At 65.0% G+C, this 16166-nt stretch carries 16 protein-coding genes; 6 read left to right on the forward strand and 10 right to left on the reverse strand.

Annotated elements, in window-relative coordinates; translation table 11 throughout:
* Nucleotides 1-46: 46 nt before the first annotated feature.
* A complete protein-coding gene (locus OSH05_RS18735; RefSeq protein WP_104218124.1) occupies nucleotides 47-1318 on the reverse strand; it encodes an imelysin family protein in 1272 nt (423 codons plus the stop codon).
* Nucleotides 1319-1353: 35 nt separating this feature from the next.
* Complete coding sequence (locus tag OSH05_RS18740; protein WP_104218123.1) at nucleotides 1354-1854, reverse strand: hypothetical protein; 501 nt, start codon at nucleotides 1852-1854, stop codon at nucleotides 1354-1356.
* Nucleotides 1855-2176: 322 nt separating this feature from the next.
* Between OSH05_RS18740 and OSH05_RS18745 the strand changes: the two genes are divergently transcribed.
* Genes OSH05_RS18745 through OSH05_RS18760 form a run of 4 tightly spaced genes read left to right on the forward strand, consistent with a single transcriptional unit; the run spans nucleotide 2177 to nucleotide 5023 of the window.
* Nucleotides 2177-2437, forward strand: coding sequence for a hypothetical protein (locus OSH05_RS18745; RefSeq protein WP_266352787.1), 261 nt, complete (start codon nucleotides 2177-2179; stop codon nucleotides 2435-2437).
* A 7-nt stretch (nucleotides 2438-2444) separates the two neighbouring features.
* Nucleotides 2445-3200 carry a zinc ABC transporter ATP-binding protein AztA gene (aztA, locus tag OSH05_RS18750; protein ID WP_104218121.1) on the forward strand — a complete coding sequence of 252 codons (756 nt, stop codon included), beginning with the start codon at nucleotides 2445-2447 and terminating at the stop codon, nucleotides 3198-3200.
* A gap of 44 nt (nucleotides 3201-3244) precedes the next feature.
* Nucleotides 3245-4069 carry a metal ABC transporter permease gene (locus OSH05_RS18755; RefSeq protein WP_104218236.1) on the forward strand — a complete coding sequence of 275 codons (825 nt, stop codon included), beginning with the start codon at nucleotides 3245-3247 and terminating at the stop codon, nucleotides 4067-4069.
* 30 nt (nucleotides 4070-4099) lie between these two features.
* Nucleotides 4100-5023 (forward strand): metal ABC transporter substrate-binding protein, encoded by a 924-nt coding sequence (locus OSH05_RS18760; protein WP_104218120.1) that lies wholly within the window; start codon nucleotides 4100-4102, stop codon nucleotides 5021-5023.
* 31 nt (nucleotides 5024-5054) lie between these two features.
* Here the strand turns inward: OSH05_RS18760 and OSH05_RS18765 are convergent, their stop codons facing one another.
* Both OSH05_RS18765 and OSH05_RS18770 read right to left on the reverse strand, forming a co-directional pair.
* Nucleotides 5055-5975 (reverse strand): sugar kinase, encoded by a 921-nt coding sequence (locus tag OSH05_RS18765; RefSeq protein ID WP_211199043.1) that lies wholly within the window; start codon nucleotides 5973-5975, stop codon nucleotides 5055-5057.
* A 90-nt stretch (nucleotides 5976-6065) separates the two neighbouring features.
* Nucleotides 6066-6944 carry an aldo/keto reductase family oxidoreductase gene (locus tag OSH05_RS18770; RefSeq protein ID WP_104218119.1) on the reverse strand — a complete coding sequence of 293 codons (879 nt, stop codon included), beginning with the start codon at nucleotides 6942-6944 and terminating at the stop codon, nucleotides 6066-6068.
* 94 nt (nucleotides 6945-7038) lie between these two features.
* On the opposite strand from OSH05_RS18770, the gene OSH05_RS18775 reads away from it, so the two are divergent.
* Nucleotides 7039-7947 (forward strand): LysR family transcriptional regulator, encoded by a 909-nt coding sequence (locus OSH05_RS18775; protein WP_104218118.1) that lies wholly within the window; start codon nucleotides 7039-7041, stop codon nucleotides 7945-7947.
* Nucleotides 7948-7977: 30 nt separating this feature from the next.
* Here the strand turns inward: OSH05_RS18775 and OSH05_RS18780 are convergent, their stop codons facing one another.
* The 5 genes from OSH05_RS18780 to OSH05_RS18800 form a co-directional block, all read right to left on the reverse strand.
* Nucleotides 7978-9153 (reverse strand): iron-containing alcohol dehydrogenase, encoded by a 1176-nt coding sequence (locus tag OSH05_RS18780; protein ID WP_104218117.1) that lies wholly within the window; start codon nucleotides 9151-9153, stop codon nucleotides 7978-7980.
* Nucleotides 9154-9194: 41 nt separating this feature from the next.
* Nucleotides 9195-10598 carry an aldehyde dehydrogenase family protein gene (locus OSH05_RS18785; protein WP_104218116.1) on the reverse strand — a complete coding sequence of 468 codons (1404 nt, stop codon included), beginning with the start codon at nucleotides 10596-10598 and terminating at the stop codon, nucleotides 9195-9197.
* Between the two features lie 33 nt (nucleotides 10599-10631).
* Nucleotides 10632-11996 carry a glutamine synthetase family protein gene (locus OSH05_RS18790; RefSeq protein WP_104218115.1) on the reverse strand — a complete coding sequence of 455 codons (1365 nt, stop codon included), beginning with the start codon at nucleotides 11994-11996 and terminating at the stop codon, nucleotides 10632-10634.
* Nucleotides 11997-12115: 119 nt separating this feature from the next.
* The gene (locus OSH05_RS18795; protein WP_104218114.1) at nucleotides 12116-13693 is read right to left on the reverse strand and encodes an amino acid permease; all 1578 of its coding nucleotides are present in this window, start codon (nucleotides 13691-13693) and stop codon (nucleotides 12116-12118) included.
* 188 nt (nucleotides 13694-13881) lie between these two features.
* The gene (locus OSH05_RS18800) at nucleotides 13882-14712 is read right to left on the reverse strand and encodes an N-formylglutamate amidohydrolase (RefSeq protein ID WP_165801512.1); all 831 of its coding nucleotides are present in this window, start codon (nucleotides 14710-14712) and stop codon (nucleotides 13882-13884) included.
* Between the two features lie 163 nt (nucleotides 14713-14875).
* On the opposite strand from OSH05_RS18800, the gene OSH05_RS18805 reads away from it, so the two are divergent.
* The gene (locus OSH05_RS18805; RefSeq protein ID WP_266352792.1) at nucleotides 14876-15733 is read left to right on the forward strand and encodes a MurR/RpiR family transcriptional regulator; all 858 of its coding nucleotides are present in this window, start codon (nucleotides 14876-14878) and stop codon (nucleotides 15731-15733) included.
* A 7-nt stretch (nucleotides 15734-15740) separates the two neighbouring features.
* Here the strand turns inward: OSH05_RS18805 and OSH05_RS18810 are convergent, their stop codons facing one another.
* Nucleotides 15741-16157 carry a DUF4260 domain-containing protein gene (locus OSH05_RS18810; protein WP_104218112.1) on the reverse strand — a complete coding sequence of 139 codons (417 nt, stop codon included), beginning with the start codon at nucleotides 16155-16157 and terminating at the stop codon, nucleotides 15741-15743.
* Nucleotides 16158-16166 lie beyond the last annotated feature (9 nt).

Below are 16166 nucleotides of genomic sequence, written 5' to 3' on the forward strand. Positions count from 1 at the left end.
CAGCCGGGACCTCTTTAGGGCGCCGTGGCGCCCCGGTCTATGCGGCCTATTGCGCGACCGCGGCCGGATTGTCGAGGCTGTCCGATCCCTCGAGCTTGATCGTCAGGCCGAGGGCGGAAACGACGCCTTCGGTCGCGCGGGCCTGTGCCACGAGCGTGTCAACCACGTCCTCGACGATCTTGTTGCCCTTGTCGTTGCCAGCCGCGATCATCTGGTCGAACTTCTCGCCGCCGTCGGACGTATCCTTCAGGACCTGCATCTTGGCAGTCGCCGCCGCCATCGCCTCGTCGAGACGCTTGGCCGCTTCGGGGTGCTTGGCGTCGACATAGTCGCGCAGGCTCGCGCCCGAGACGACCGTGCCGTCCGTCCGCTTGTAGCTGGCCTGCCAGATCGAGACCATGCCGGCCTGATCATAGTAGTGGCTGTTGGCAGTGTTGTCGGAGAAGCAGTCATGCTCCTCTTCCGGATCGTGCAGAAGCAAGGCCAGCTTGGTGCGCTCGCCGGCGAGTTCGCCATAGGAGAGCGACCCGATACCGGTCAGGATCGTCGCGAGACCGCCATCGGCACCCTTTTCGGCGAGCTGCTTGCGGGCCGCGCCGTCCGGCTGCCAGTCGGCCACCATTTCAGCGAGATCGGCAGCGAGCAATTCGGTCGCGGCCTTGAGATAGGCGGCGCGGCGATCGCAATTGCCATTGGTGCAATTCTGGGTGTCGTAGTCGGTGGCGGGGCGGTTGCCGGCGCCCGGACCATTGCCGTTCAGGTCCTGGCCCCAGAGCAGGAACTCGATCGCGTGATAGCCGGTCGCCACATTGGCCGAGACGTCGCCCGCCTCCTGAAGCTTGTTCAGCAGTTCCGCATTGATCACCGTGGCGTCGACCTTGTCCGGGCCGATCTGGATTTCCTTGTTGGCGATGACGTTCGCGGTATAGAGCGGGTTCGCGTCCGAGCTGTCGCCATAGGTCTTGGGATCGACATAGTCGATGAGGCCTTCGTCGAGCGGCCAGGAGTTCACGCGGCCTTCCCAATCGTCGACGATCGCGTTGCCGAAGCGATAGCCCTCGGTTTCCATATAGGCGGGGCGCGAAGCGATCCAGGCCGAGCGGGCCGCATCGAGCGTCGCCTGCGAGGGCGAAGCGATCAGCGCGTCGACCGCCGTCCCGAGTGTCTTCGCGCCGGCGAGGGCGTCCTCATATTTTGCCTGCGCGATGTCGCCATACGTCTTCAGCACGGCGTCGGCGGTCGGGGGCTCGGCCGCAAAGGCGGCTGTCGCCAGCAGCGTCGCCGCTGCGGCGCCGAGGATCAGTCGGAAAGCGTTCATGGAATTCTCCGTTGGAACGGCGCCTTCGAAAAGGCTCAGTGGAACGCCCGGCGTTCCGGTCTTTCAGCGATGTCCCGGACGATGGCTGCCGGGACGGGGAGGAGATGGTGGCCATAGCCGGTGAGGGCCTCGGCGAAGCCCTCGGCCGCCGCCGCCGCCGGCTCGATGCCTTCGGGAGCGACGAGGCGGCGCGTTGCCGCGTCAATGCCGTCGCGATCGCCGGATTGCGCCGCGGCGATCATGGCGACGGCCATGCATTCGTCCTGACACAGCATCGGGCATTCGAACGGGCTGGAAAGTGCCGGCCGCTCCATGAACGCGCCGACCGTATCCAACCAGCGGACGAACAAGGAGAACAGCCTGCGTCCTTCGACAGGACCCAGTTCATCGACGAAGAAATCGGCGGTGCGCTGGAAATTGGGGAATGAGCCGCTCTCGCCGCCGCGGTTCCAGCGACGGAACGCTTCGACGACCAGTCGTTCGGGCCGGCGGTCGAGATAGCGGCATTGAGCGCCGCAGCGCCGAAAAGTCCCCATGTCCCGTCCTTTGCCAATCCCGCATCCAAACGATCGTCCCGCAGCGGGCGCCATCGGAACCTCATCGCGCGCCGGCTGAAAGATTAGCCGGTTTCCATGACGGAGGCGCGAACCTCGCGGAACCATTCAGCATGTTGAAATCGAAAGTCAAGAAATACCAAGAGATTGAAATTATTCTAATTCTAGACTTGCAGGCGCCCGTCCTGACAGTGCTTTCGTTTCAATGGACTTGCGCCGGGCCGATGCGGGAGTGCCATCCTGTCGCATGCCCCCCAGCCGCGTGATTTGGGCTTGCGAGTGATGAAATGATATAACATAACATATGTCCAAGGACGGCAGACGGATTGGCATGGCGATGCGCGTAGCGTTGAGTGACACGGCACAGAAGGTTGAGGTCGCGGCCGCCCCGGTTGTGGCCAAGCTTCACGCCGATCACACCGGACATCGGCACGATCACGACGCGCCCGAGCGCAAGCGGCGGTTCGGAGAGTGGCTCTTTCTCGCCTCGGCCTTCGACCGGCTCCTCTTCGTGATCCTCGTCGTCGCGCTGATCTGGCTCGCCGTCGTCTGGGCTATGGGTTGATCACGACATGGGTTCCACCTTGGCTCCTTCTGTCCGCTGCACGGACCTGACGCTCTCCTATCGCCGCCATCCGGCGGTGCATCATCTATCCGGGAGCTTCGCTCCTGGGTCTTTCACGGCGATCGTCGGGCCGAACGGCGCCGGCAAATCGACGCTCCTGAAGGGAATGGTCGGGCTGATCAAGCCGGATAGTGGCCGGGTCGAGATCGACGGCGCCCGCCGCAACGAGATCGCCTACCTCCCGCAGCTCAGCGCGCTCGACCGCGCCTTCCCGATGCGCGTCATCGAACTCGCCTCGATGGGCCTGTGGCGGCGTTTCGGGCCGTTCCGCCGCATCGGCGGCAAGGCGATGGCCGACGTCCAGGCGGCGCTCGAGACGGTCGGGCTTTCCGGCTTCGAGGATCGCAGTGTCGGCTCGCTTTCCGGCGGCCAGTTCCAGCGTGCGCTCTTCGCCCGTCTGTTGCTGCAGGATGCACGGCTGATCCTGCTCGACGAACCCTTTACGGCGATCGACGCGCGCACGACCGAGGCGCTGATGGACCTCGTCTGCGCCTGGCATCGTGAGGGCCGGACCGTGATCGCCGTGCTGCACGACATCGACCTGGTGCGCGAGCACATGACCGAGACGCTGCTGATCGCGCGCGAAAAGGTTGCCTGGGGGCCGACGGCCGAAACGCTGACCGAGGCCAATCTCATGCGCTCCCGCCATATGCAGGAAGCCTTCGAGGACGATGCCGAGCTCTGCGAGAGGCCTGCGGCGTGAGTTTCTACAGTCTCGTCTTGGCGCCGTTCGCCGATTTCGGCTTCATGCGGCGCGCGCTGGTCGGCTGCGTCACGCTATCGATCTCGGGCGCCCCGATCGGCGTCTTCCTGATCCTGCGTCGCATGAGCCTGATGGGCGATGTGATGGCGCATGCGATCCTGCCGGGCGCCGCGATCGGCTTCCTGCTGTCGGGCTTCTCGCTCTTCGCCATGACCACGGGCGGCGTCATTGCCGGCCTGCTCGTGGCGCTGGGGGCGGGCGCGATCTCGCGCTCGACGCCGCTGCGCGAGGATGCGAGCTTCGCCGCCTTCTATCTGGTGTCGCTCGGGCTCGGCGTGCTGATCGTTTCGCTCAAGGGCTCGAACATCGATCTGCTGCATGTGCTGTTCGGCAATGTGTTGGCGCTCGATGACCCGGCGCTGTTCCTGATCGCCGGCATCGCCACGGTAACGCTGGTGACGCTGGCGTTCATCTACCGCCTGCTGGTCGCCGAATGTTTCGATCCGGGCTTCCTCAAGAGTGTCGGCGGCAGTGGCGGGCTGGTGCATTTCCTGTTCCTGGCGCTCGTCGTGCTCAACCTCGTTGGCGGCTTTAATGCGCTGGGCACGCTGATGGTCGTCGGCCTGATCATCCTGCCTGCGGCCTCGGCCTCGTTCTGGAGCGAGAGCATAGCCGGGCAGATCCTCGCCGCCGCGCTCATCGGCATCGTCTCTTCCCTGGTCGGCCTGCTGTTCTCCTTTCACGCCGATCTTCCCTCTTCGCCGGCCATCATCCTGACCGCCGGCGCCATCCATGCCGGCTCGATCCTTGTCGGCACGCGCGGCAGCTATCTCGCCCGCGCCTTCCGGCCGCGGCACCTCCGCGGCTGAGACACTCATTCGAGAAACAGGAGCCTAATCATGCAGCTCAAGCGTTTTTCCCTCGCGCTTGCCATGGCGCTTTCCCTTGCCGGGACGGCGCTGGCCGCTGAACCGGTCAAGGTGGTGGCGAGCTTTTCCGTCCTTGGTGATCTTGCTGCCGAAGTCGGCGGCGACCATGTCGAGGTCACGACGCTGGTGGGCCCGAATGGCGATGCGCATGTCTTCGAACCCAGCCCGAAGGATGCCAAGGCCCTCGGTGCCGCCAGCCTTCTCGTCGAGAACGGGCTCGGCCTCGAGCATTGGCTGCAGCGCCTTGTCGACGTCTCCGGCTTCAAGGGAACGACGGTGATCGCCTCGACCGGCGTCGAGCCGCGCCTGTGGACCGGCGATGCGGACGAGGCCGAGGAACTCGCCAAGGATTCCTCCGGCCGTGCGATTGATCCGCATGCCTGGCAGAATGCTGCCAACGGCATCCTCTACGTCAACAATATCGTCGCCGGACTTTCGTCGGTCGATCCGGCCAACGCCGCCGACTACAAGGCGAATGGCGACAAGCTCGTCGCCAAGCTCCAGACGATCGATGCCCGGCTCAAGGCGGATTTCGGCGCGTTGCCGGAAGCCAAGCGCAAGATCGTCACCAGCCATGACGCCTTCGGCTATTTCGGCGCCGCCTATGGCGTGACCTTCATCGCGCCGGAAGGCCTCAGCACCGAGAGCGAAGTTTCCGCCTCGGCCATCGCCGCGATCATCAAGCAGATCCGCGACGAGAAGATCCAGGCGATCTTCGTCGAGAACATCACCGATCCGCGCCTCCTGAAGCAGATCGCGCAGGAGACCGGCGTCAAAATCGGCGGCGAGCTCTTCTCCGACGCATTGTCGCCTGCCGATGGCCCCGCGCCAACCTATGTGAAGATGTTCCAGAACAACGAAGCGCAGCTGCTATCCGCCATGAGCGGCAGCTAGCTTCAAATCCCCAATCGTCGGGCGGGGTGCATCAGCCTCGCCCGACGAGCGCCGCCTCGACGGCGGCACGCCTCGGCATCGGTGCGACGGCGCCGTAGCCCTCCGTGGCGAGCCCCGCCGCCGCATTGGCATAGCGCGCCGCCGCGAAGGGATCGCCCTCGCGTAGATATTCAGACAGGAAGGCGCCGTCGAACGTGTCGCCCGCGCCTGTCGCATCGACCGGCTTCACAGCAATGGCGGGCACGGTCACGCGCTGGCTTGGCGTCGCGACCAGCGCTCCCTCCGCTCCCATGGTGACGATGACGATCTTCGGCCCGAGGCGGAGATAGAAGTCGGCGATCCGGTCCGGCTCGGTGGTTCCGGCCAGTTCCTTCGCATCTTCGGAACTGGTCTTCAGGATGTCGGAAAGCCCCGCCGCCGCATGGATGGTGGCGCGGGCGCGATCGATCGGCCAGAGCCTGAGCCGCAGATTGGTGTCGTAGGAGACAAGCGTCCCAGCGCTGCGCGCCGTGCGCATGGCCAGGAAGACGAGGTCGGTCGCGGCCGACGAGATCGCCTGGCTGATGCCCGAGGCATGGATAACGCGGGCATTGCGGACATAATCCAGCGGCAACTCCTCCGGCGTCAGCCGGCTCGCCGCAGAACCGGCGCGACGGTAGGAGAAGACATGGCCATCCGGACCATGGGTGACGAAATAGATCCCGGTCGGCGCCGAGGGGTCGATCTTCACCGCGCTCGCGTCGATCCCTTCGGCCTGCCACAGATCGAAGAAGGATTGGCCGAAGCTGTCGGCGCCAAGTGCGGTGATCATGCCGACCGAGGCGCCCTGGCGCGCGGCGGCGACGGCGCAGTTCGACGCGTCGCCGCCATGGCCGGGGTGGAAATCGCCGCCCTGCTTTGGCTGGTTCAATTCGACCATCGGCTCGCCGATGCAGACGATTTCCGGACCCAAGACGCTCTCCCTTGCAGAACCGCGCCTTTCTGGAGCCTCCTTCGCTGCTGCGCAAGAGCGGTCGAATGGGGAGAGGGTCGCGAGGAGGGCTCAGCCGGCCTTGGTGGCTTCGGCGATCCCATCCAGCGCCCGCAGCGCAGCCTCGGGCAGCTCGATTTCGGCCGCGGCGAGATTCTCCCGCAGGTGCGCCACCGAGGACGTGCCGGGGATGAGCAGGATGTTCGGGGCGCGGTGGAGCAGCCAGGCGAGCGCGATCTGCATCGGTGTGGCGCCAAGCTCTGCCGCGACCTCCGATAAGGTCGAGGATTGCAGCGGCGTGAAGCCGCCGAGCGGGAAGAACGGCACATAGGCGATTCCGTCCCGGGCGAGATCGTCGATGAGAGCGTCGTCGTCGCGATGGGCCAGATTATAGAGGTTCTGCACGCAGGCGATCGGAGCAATGGCGCGCGCCGTCTCGATCTGAGCCCGCGTCGCATTGCTGAGGCCGATATGGCGGATCAGGCCGCTCCCCTTCAAGGCGGCGAGCGCCTCGACCTGTGCTTCGATCGGTCCTTCCTTGGGGCCATGAACGTCGTAGATGATGCGCAGATTGACAACATCCAGCGTCTCGACACCGAGATTGCGCAGATTGTCGTGCACCTGGGCGATCAATTCGTCCGGCGAGAACGCAGGTATCCAGGAAGCGTCTTCTCCGCGCCGCGCGCCGACCTTGGTGACGATCGTCAGATCGTCGGCATAGGGAGCAAGGGCTTCGCGGATCAGCCGGTTGGTGACGTGGGGGCCGTAGAAGTCGCTGGTATCGATATGATCGACGCCCTGCGCAACGGCTTCGCGCAATACGGCGACAGCCGCCGCCGGGTCCTTTGGCGGGCCGAAGACGCCGGGCCCGGCAAGTTGCATGGCGCCATAGCCGAGCCGCGTGACGTCGCGGTCGCCGAGACGATAGATTCCGGATGTCTGGATGGTCATTGTCAGTCTCCCGTGAGGACAGGCGTTAGCTAGGCCTTGCGACGCCGCACGAAAACCGGGCACTATCTGCACGGGCTGTACGAAAGATCGAACGATGAAATCGGACCTCGGGGATCTCGATTCCTTTGTCGCTGTGGCTGAGGCTGGCGGCTTCCGCGACGCAGCGCGACTCACCGGGGGGAGCGCGTCGGGACTCAGTGAGGCTGTACGGCGGTTGGAAACGCGGCTCGGCGTCCGTCTGCTCAATCGCACCACACGCAGCGTCCTGCCCACCGAGGCTGGGCGACATCTCCTGGAGCGCGTCGCGCCCGCGCTGAGGGAAGTGGAATCGGCGCTCGACGGCGTCCATGGATTTCGAGATCGTCCCGCTGGGACGTTACGGCTGAACGTTCCCGTCAGCGTAGAGAAGATCGTCCTACCCGAGATCTTACCGCCATTTCTTGCGGCCTATCCCGAAATCCGGCTGGATGTGACTGCCGAGGACGAGTTCGTCGACCTGCTGGCTGCGGGCTGCGATGCCGGGATCCGATATGATGAGCGGCTGGAGCAGGACATGATCGCGGTGCCGATCGGCCCGCGCATTCAGCGCTTCGGGGCGGCCGCCGCGCCGGCCTATCTCGATCGGCGAGGCCGCCCTCAGCATCCTCACGATCTGCTGGACCACGCCTGCATGCGCTTCCGCTTTTCGAGCGGTGTTCGTCCCTTATGGGAATTCGAGCGCGACGGCGAGGTGGTGAGGATCGATCCCACCGGACAACTCGAAGTCCAGCCGGCAGGGGCCATCGATCTTGCAATAAAGGCTGCGATCGGCGGCGTCGGAATTGTCACCAGCTTCGAGGACTGGCTCCGCCCTCATTTCATCAGCGGCGCGCTGGAGCCTGTGCTGGAGGATTGGTGGCCGTCCTTCTCAGGACCCTTCCTCTACTATCCCGGCCGCCGTCTCGTGCCGGCGCCGCTGCGGGCCTTCATTGATTTCATCAAGGCGCCAGCGGCCATCCGCTGACGCCAAGCTGCATGGAGAAGGCTTCGCGGCTCAGATCTCGCCGTTGATCGCCTGGCGGAAGAGAACGTCGTATTCCGCCGTGCCCATCTTCACCGGATTGCCGCCGTTCGACGGGTCATGCTCGGCCATCTTCGCCGCGTCCGGCAGCACGCTCTCGTCGACGCCGATTTCCTTCAGCGTATGCGGAATAGCAAGCTCGCTGCGGAGCGCCAGCACCCAGTCGATCACGCTCGCCGCCGACTGGCCGGGCAGATCGAGATAACGGGCCATGGCGGCGAGCTTTTCGTCGATCGCCGGCCGGTTATGCGTCAGCACATAGGGCATGACGACGGCATTGGTGAGGCCGTGATGCGTTCCGCGCAGGCTGGAGCAGGGATGGCTCATGGCGTGCATCGCACCGAGGCCCTTCTGGAAGGCGACGGCGCCCATGGACGAGGCGATTAGCATGTAGGAGCGAGCGTCGATATTGGCGCCGTCCTTGACCGCGGCCGGAAGCCAGTCCTTGACGAGGCGCATGCCTTCCAGCGCAATACCGGCCGAGAGCGGATGGAAGAACGGGCTGCACCAGGCTTCCAGCGAATGCGACAGCGCATCCATGCCGGTCCAGGCGGTGATTTTCGCCGGCAGGCCGACGGTGAGCTCGGGGTCGGAGATAACAACCTTCGGCAGCATCAGCGGATGGAAGATGATCTTCTTGGTGTGGTCGCTGGGGTCAGTGACGACGGTGGCGCGGCCGACTTCCGAACCGGTGCCCGCCGTGGTCGGGACGGCGACGATCGGAGCGATGCCTTTCGGGTCCGCTCGCGTCCACCAATCCTCGCGATCCTCGAAATCGAACACCGAGCGTGTCTGGCCACTCATGAAGGCGATGGTCTTGCCGATATCCATGGCCGAGCCGCCGCCGAAGGCGATGACGCCGTCATGGCCGCCAGCCTTGTAAGCTTTGAGCCCGTCGTCGAGATTGGCCAAGGTCGGATTGCCGTCGACCCTGGAGAACACGGCATAGGGCACATTGGCGGCGTCGAGCACGGCGAGCGCTTTCGCCACCACCGGCAGGTCGGCAATGCCGGGGTCGGTGACGAAGAGGGGCCGGGCGATGCCGGCCGTCTTCACCGCGTCGGCGAGATCGGCGATCCGTCCGGCGCCGAAACGGATGGCGGTCGGATAGGACCAGTTCGCGGTCAGCGAGGCGTAACGGTCGAGCATGGGATCGTCCTTGGGTAGGGAAATGCGTCGGGTTGTCTGGATCAGGACGTCTTCGTCCGCAGATGGAAGCTCTTCGGGCGCGTCAGATGCTCATAGCCGACGCGGGAGAGCGTCGCGCCGCGGCCGGTCTGCTTGACGCCGACCCAGGGCAGGGCCGGATCGAGGAAGTCGCAGCGGTTCATGTAGACCGTGCCGGTCTCGATGCGGTCGCCGATCGATTCCGCAGCTTCCACATCCTCGGTCCAGATCGCGGCAGTGAGGCCGAAGGGGGAATCGTTCATGAGGGCGATCGCCTCTTCGTCCGACTTGACCTTCATGATGCCGAAGGCCGGGCCGAAGGTTTCCTCGGTCATGAAGCGCATCGAATGGTCGACCTCGACCAGCACCTGCGGCGCCAGATAGGCGGTGCCTTCCTGCGCTTCGGGGAAGTGATTCGGATCGATCAACGCCTTGGCGCCCGCGCGGATCGCCTCGTCGACCTGGCCCTGGATAAAGGCCGCCGCCGAGGCGCGAACCACGGGACCCAGCGTCGTCGCCGGATCGGTCGGGCTGCCGAGCTTGTAGGCGTTCACGGTCGCGACCGCGCCTTCGACGAACGCGTCATAGACGGCCTCATGGACATAGACGCGCTCCATGGCGCAGCAGGACTGTCCGGAATTGAAGAAACCGCCATCGACGATGTTCTCGATCGCGAAAGCGAGGTTCACGTCCCGTCGGACATAGGCCGGGTCCTTGCCGCCGAGTTCGAGGCAGGTCGCCGGGAAGTTCGGCGCGCCGGCGACCGAGCCCATGATGTGGCGGCCGCCAGCGGTCGAACCCGTGAACCCGACCTGATCGACGAGGCCGGAGCGGATCACCTTGTCGGTCGTCTCGTGGCTCATATTGACGAACTGGAACACGTCCTGCCAGAGGCCGGCCTTGGCGAAGGCCGAAGCGAAATGCTCGGCGACCAGCGCCGTCTGGCTCGAATGCTTCATGACGACAGTGTTGCCGGCGAGGATCGCGGGCAGCACCGCATTGAGCGCCGTCATGTAGGGAAAGTTCCAGGCGGGGAGATTCAGGCAAACGCCGAGCGGCTCGCGGCGGATATAGCGCTTGAAACCCTCTTTGGGACCAACATCGATATCGGCGAGCGTTGCCGGCGCGATATCGATCATGTAGCGCGCCCGCTCCTCGAAGCCGCGCATCTCGCCATGGCCGTAACGGATCGGCCGGCCCATCTGCCAGGCGAGGAGTTCGGCGACCTTGTCCTTCTCGGCCACCATGGCGTCGACGAAGGCCGCGGCAATCTTCTGCCGCTCGGTCATGGAGGAAGTCCGCCATTCGCGCTGGGCGGCCTTCGCCGCTTCCAGCGCCTTCAGGACTTCGGCCTCGGAAGCGAGCGGCCGCTCGGCATAAAGCGAGCCGTCGACGGGGGTGACGATCTTCAGCACGGGGGCGTTCATGGCGGTCACTCGAATGATGATGCGTGGCGGCAGCTAGTACCGTTCGAAGCCGCGCTGCAACTCCCAATCCGTGACGCGACGGTCATATTCGAACTGCTCCCAGCGGGCGGTATGCACATAGTGATCGACGACGCCGTCGCCCAGCGCCGAGCGCAGCAGCTTTGACTTTTCCAGCGCCGTCGTCGCGTCGCGGAGCGTCTTCGGCACTTCGCGCAGCTTTTTGCCGACATAGGCATCGCCGGCAAAGGCGGGTTCCAGATCCAGCTTGCGGTCGATGCCGTCGAGGCCGGCGGCGATCAGGGCGGCGAAGGCGAGATACGGATTGAGGTCCGCGCCGCCGATGCGGCACTCCGTGCGGATCGACTTGCCCTCGCCGACGACGCGGAAACCGGCCGTGCGGTTGTCGATCGACCAGATCGCCTTGGTCGGCGCGAAGGTGCCGACCTGGAAGCGCTTGTAGGAATTGATGTAGGGCGCCAGGAAATAGGTGAAGTCCTTGGCGCTGGCGAGATGGCCGGCCAGCCAGTGTTTCATCGTGTCCGACATGCCGAGCGGATCCTTGGCATCGCTGAACAGCGACTTCTTCGCACCCGCATCCCAGAGCGAGGAATGGATGTGCGATGAGGAGCCGGCGAGGTCGTAGCGCCATTTGGCCATGAAGGTCACGGCGCGGTTCTGGAGATGGGCGATCTCCTTGACGCCGTTCTTCAGGATGACGTGCCGGTCGGCCGTCTCCAGAGCCTCGGCGTAGCGGACATTGACCTCTTCCTGGCCGGGGCCCCATTCGCCCTTGGAGTTCTCGACGGGGATGCCGGCTCCCATCAATCCGTTGCGTATGGCGCGTAGGAGCGGCTCGTTCTTGGTCGTCTGGAAGATGTGGTAGTCCTCGATATAGTTGCCCATGGTCTTCAGATCGCGCCAGCGCTTGGCGTCGGCGGTCTCATAGGTCTCGTCGAAGACGTAGAATTCCAGCTCCGAGGCGAAGAAGGCGCTCATCTTGCGGTCGGCGAGCTTCTTCAACTGCGCCTTCAGCATGGAGCGCGGCGCATGCGGCAGCTCTTCGCCATGATGGTCGCAGACATCGGCGAGCATCAGCGCGGTGCCTTCGAGCCAGGGAATGCGGCGCAGCGTCGAGGCGTCGGGCTTCAAGACGAAGTCGCCATAACCCTTCTGCCAGCTCGCGGCCTCGTAGCCGGGCACCGGCTCCATATCGATGTCGACGGTAAGCAGGTAGTTGCAGGCATGGGTCTCGTGGACGGCGCTGTCGAGGAAGAAGGCGCCGGTGAAGCGCTTGCCGATCAGCCGGCCCTGCATGTCGGGGAAGGCGACGATGACGGTGTCGATCGTCCCGGCCTCGATCTCGGCCTCGAGTTGCTTCAGCGTCATGTTTCCGGCCATCGGCGGCTCCTTGTCGGTTGGGGCCGTCGGCCCGTCAGGCTTGGCGAACCTCGCCGGTGGCGCGGTTCGAGGCAGTTGGCCGCCCCGGCTGAACCGGGACGGCGTTGCGCAACGCGAACTCAGCCTGTCTCGCCGACCGCCTTTTCGGCGGCTGCGATGGCGGCCTTGCGCTTGGCGATGACGTCGCCGATCGGCGGTCCCTGGAAGCGCCGGCTTTCGAAAGCCACCCAGACGATGCCGGTCAGGACCAGGAAGCCGATGGTGATGTAGAGCGCCCAGTCATTCGGCGGTTGCACGCCGATGAAGAAGATCAGGGCCATGGCGATGATCGAGAGCACGGCGAACAGCGAAAACAGCCCCTTGCCCATGTTCCAGGGGCCCATGGTCGGCCACTTCTTCGTGCCATAGGCGAAGAGCCCGAGCGCGATTGGGATCGCGAAGGAGAAGAACAGGAAGATGACCGTGCAGGATACGACGATCGAATAGGCCGTCGAGCCGCCAAACGTCACGAGAGAGGCGCCCCAGACGAACAGGACGGCGAGGATCGACGCGGTCCAGATCGCCGCCACCGGCGTGCGGAACTTCGGGCTGACCTTCGACAGCGCCTTCGATGCCGGCAGACCGCCGTCACGCGAGAAGGCGAAGATCATGCGGGAAGCCGAGGTCACCGTCGCCAGACCGCAGAGAAACTGCGACACCAGGATGGCGAGATAGAGGATCACCTTGATCGTGGGGTTCACCTGGGCATCCATGGCCCAGAAGAAGACGTTCCAGCCCTGCTTGGCCGCGTCGTCCATGTTCGGGATCATCAGGACGAAGGAACACAGCATCAGATAGCCGAACACGGCCGACCAGATGACCGACATGATCATGCCGCGCGGCACGGAATGGGCGGCCTTCATGGTTTCTTCCGACGTATGCGCCGAGGCGTCATAGCCGGTGATCGTGTAGATCGGCATCAAGAGGCCGAGCAGGAAAATGTACCAGATCGAATCCGTATGCGGCCACACCGCGGCACCGGCATCGCCCGAATAGTTGGTGAAGGTGAAGAGCCGCGCGAAATCGAGATGTCCGGCGGAAGCCAGGCAGACGATCGTCAGGATGATGGCCGTTGCGAAGATCAGATAGCCGGACCAGTCCGTCAGCTTCGCGGTGAGGCGGATGCCGAAATGGTTGATCAGCGCCTGGCCGCCCGTGATGAGCGCGACGAAGATGATCTGGTTGGCGAAGCCGGCCGAGGTCGTAGCGTCGGTGTTGATGCCAAGATGCGGAGCCAGTGAGCCGGCGAAAAAGCCCCACGTTCCGGCATTGATGGCGCCGAGCACCGTGACGAGGCCGAGCAGGTTGAACCAGGCGGTGACCCAGCCGGTGAAGCGGTTGCCGAGGATCGAACCCCAATGATAGAGGCCGCCGGCCGTCGGATAGGCCGAGGCGATCTGCGCCATGGCAAGTGCGAAGACGCCGGATATCAGGCAGCCGACCGGCCAGCCGATTCCGATCGCCGCACCGCCGGCGCCCGAGGTTGCCTGGGCCAGCGAATTGATGCCGCCCGATAGAATGCAGATGATCGAGAACGAGATCGCGAAGTTCGAGAAGCGGCTCATGCGCCGCTCCAGTTCCTGCGCGTATCCCATGGAATGAAGGACGTGGATGTCCGCCTTCTTGTCCTTGTCGGTATAGCCGTCGACATTGCTCATAGACTTCTCCCGTCACAGTCCCGATCGGGCCGAGCCCCTCGTTCCGGCACCCGATCCAGCCATGGCCCCTCTGAAGTACGGCGTATGGCGCGGCCTTTGCCATTCGCCGCGTCCGTCTGCGGTCTTGCTGCCGCTCGATCGGACCGTTCGCGCCTCCCGGCGCCGAATCCCCTGGTTTCGTCGGCCTCTCAGGCCTTGGACCGTGCCTTTCCCGGCGCCGCGATCGCGAAGCCGATGGTGCGCGCCGCCTCAGTCAGGGCATCGCCCAGGCCTTGTACCCAGGCATCGACGTCGCGCGACGAGTGAAGCAGGTCGTTGCGAATTTCGATCATCACATGCGGCAGGCCGCGTTCGCGGCCATGGCGGCGGATCGTGTAGTCGACATTGTCCTTCGGCGAATAGGGTTCGTTGTCGCCGACGACGAGGTCGCCGCCGCGGGCGAGATGCGTGAGCATCGGCCCGGCGATGCGGCGATCGTCGGTGGAGATGAGACCGACATGCCAGGGGCGATGAACGCCGCGATAGACCGGCGTGAAGGAATGGACGGTCACGAGGATGGTGTCGCGACCTTCGGCGATCCGGCGATTGACGACACGGTCGATGGCGCCATGGAAGGGCGCCCAGATCGCGGCGATTCGAGCGTTTCGCGCCTCGGGCGAAAGGCGCGCATTGCCGGGTATCGGCGTATCCTCGGAAAGGACCGTGATCGCGTCAGGCAGATGCGGCTCGCGGTTGCAGTCGATCACGAGGCGCGAATAGCGCTGCAGCACGGTCGCGCCGCCGAAGCGCGCAGCGAGGCCGCGCGCAACTGGCGCTGCGCCTGGATCCCAGGCGATGTGACGTTCGAACTGTTCGGCCGAAAGCCCAAGATCGCCGAGGGCGACCGGCACGCGGTTCGATGCATGCTCGCAGACAAAGAGGAAAGGACCGTCGCCGCCCTCCTGCCAGTCGGCAGAAGGCGGCTCATCGACCGCGAGCAACGGATTGCCGTCCTTGAACGTCTCTGCGCTTTTCGGCAACGATGCGCCCCACCATCCGGTCCGGCTTCCGGATTTCGCGGACGCCGGCTCAAGAATCCAGATTGTCACCCCACTGAAACATACGTTACAGCAGCCTATGGTGGGGTCAATTCTGAAATGAAGGCGTCAGGTGCCTTCCAATAAGGCATGGGGAGGCGAGAGCGTGACGCAGGAAGTCCAGCCGTCCTTGGCCGAGCGGCTGAAGCGTGAACTCTCGCGCATGACGCCGAACGAGAAGCGCGCGGCCGTGCGGCTTCTCGCCGATTTTCCGATGGCCGGCCTCGACACGGCGGCGCGGTTCGGCGATGCCGCCGGAGTCAGCGCGCCGACCGTGCTTCGGATGATCGCCAAGCTGGGCTTCTCCAGCTATGGCTCGTTCCAGGACGCGCTCAAGGCGGAACTGGCGGCGCAGCGCGAGACGCCACTCGCCAAGGGAGCCGGCGTGGGTGCCCGCTTGCAGCACGGCGACCCGCTGTCGGATTTCGCCGCCGCCACCATCGAGAATTTGCGCGCCACCTCGGCGAATGTACCCCGCGACGAACTTGCTACCGTGGCGGCGTTGCTCGCCGATGGGCGGCGCGCCGTGCACCTCCTCGGCGGACGGTTCACCGACGCGATCGCGGAATATATGACGGTCCATCTGCGCGTGCTGCGGCCGCGCGTGCGCCGGCTCGCCGGCCAGCCGCCGGCCTGGCTTGATCAGTTGCTCGACATCGACAAGCGCGACGTCGTGCTGCTCTTTGACATACGCCGTTATTCCGACGATCTGCTCGCCTTTGCCGAGCGGGTAGCCTCGCGCGGTGCGATCGTGGTGCTCGTCACTGACCAGTGGCTTTCGCCGATCTCGCGGGTGGCGCGCCACGTCCTGCCCGCCCATGTCGCCGTGCCGTCGGTGTGGGATTCCTCCGCCGGACTGATGCTCATCGCCGAAACCCTGCTCGCCGAAGTCGCCAAGGCCGAAAACGGTGCGGGCACCAAGCGGCTGGAAGCGCTGGAAGCGATCCGCGGGTTGGAAGAGTAGCCTCTGACTACGGCTTGCCCTTTCTCCCGAGATGGGTGTCGCCGAATCCGGATCCATATTTGAGGCCGTAGCCCAGCATCCTGTCCATGCCGATATGGGCGGCCCAGATCAGTGCACCGAGGAGCCATAGCGGTTGGTCGGTGACAAAGCCGGCCAGTGCCATCAGGGCGGGGGCCAGATAGGTGTGCGCCGCATTATAGGCCGCGGCCCCTATTCTGGGTCCGGCCAGATAGAAGAGCATCGCCAGATCAGGGAGCAGCAGCAGGCCGGCGAACCAGGCCCAGTTGCCGCCGAACTGGTGATAGGCCCAGGCGGAGGCCGCGAGCGCGACGGCGCCTTCGATCCGCAGCAGGGTGAGCGGGGCACCCATAACCGCCAGACGGGTTGCCGCGCGGCCGTCGCTCAAGGCTTCCGTCTTTGTCATGATGAGCTC

It is taken from the genome of Kaistia algarum, from assembly GCF_026343945.1.
Taxonomy (GTDB): domain Bacteria; phylum Pseudomonadota; class Alphaproteobacteria; order Rhizobiales; family Kaistiaceae; genus Kaistia; species Kaistia algarum.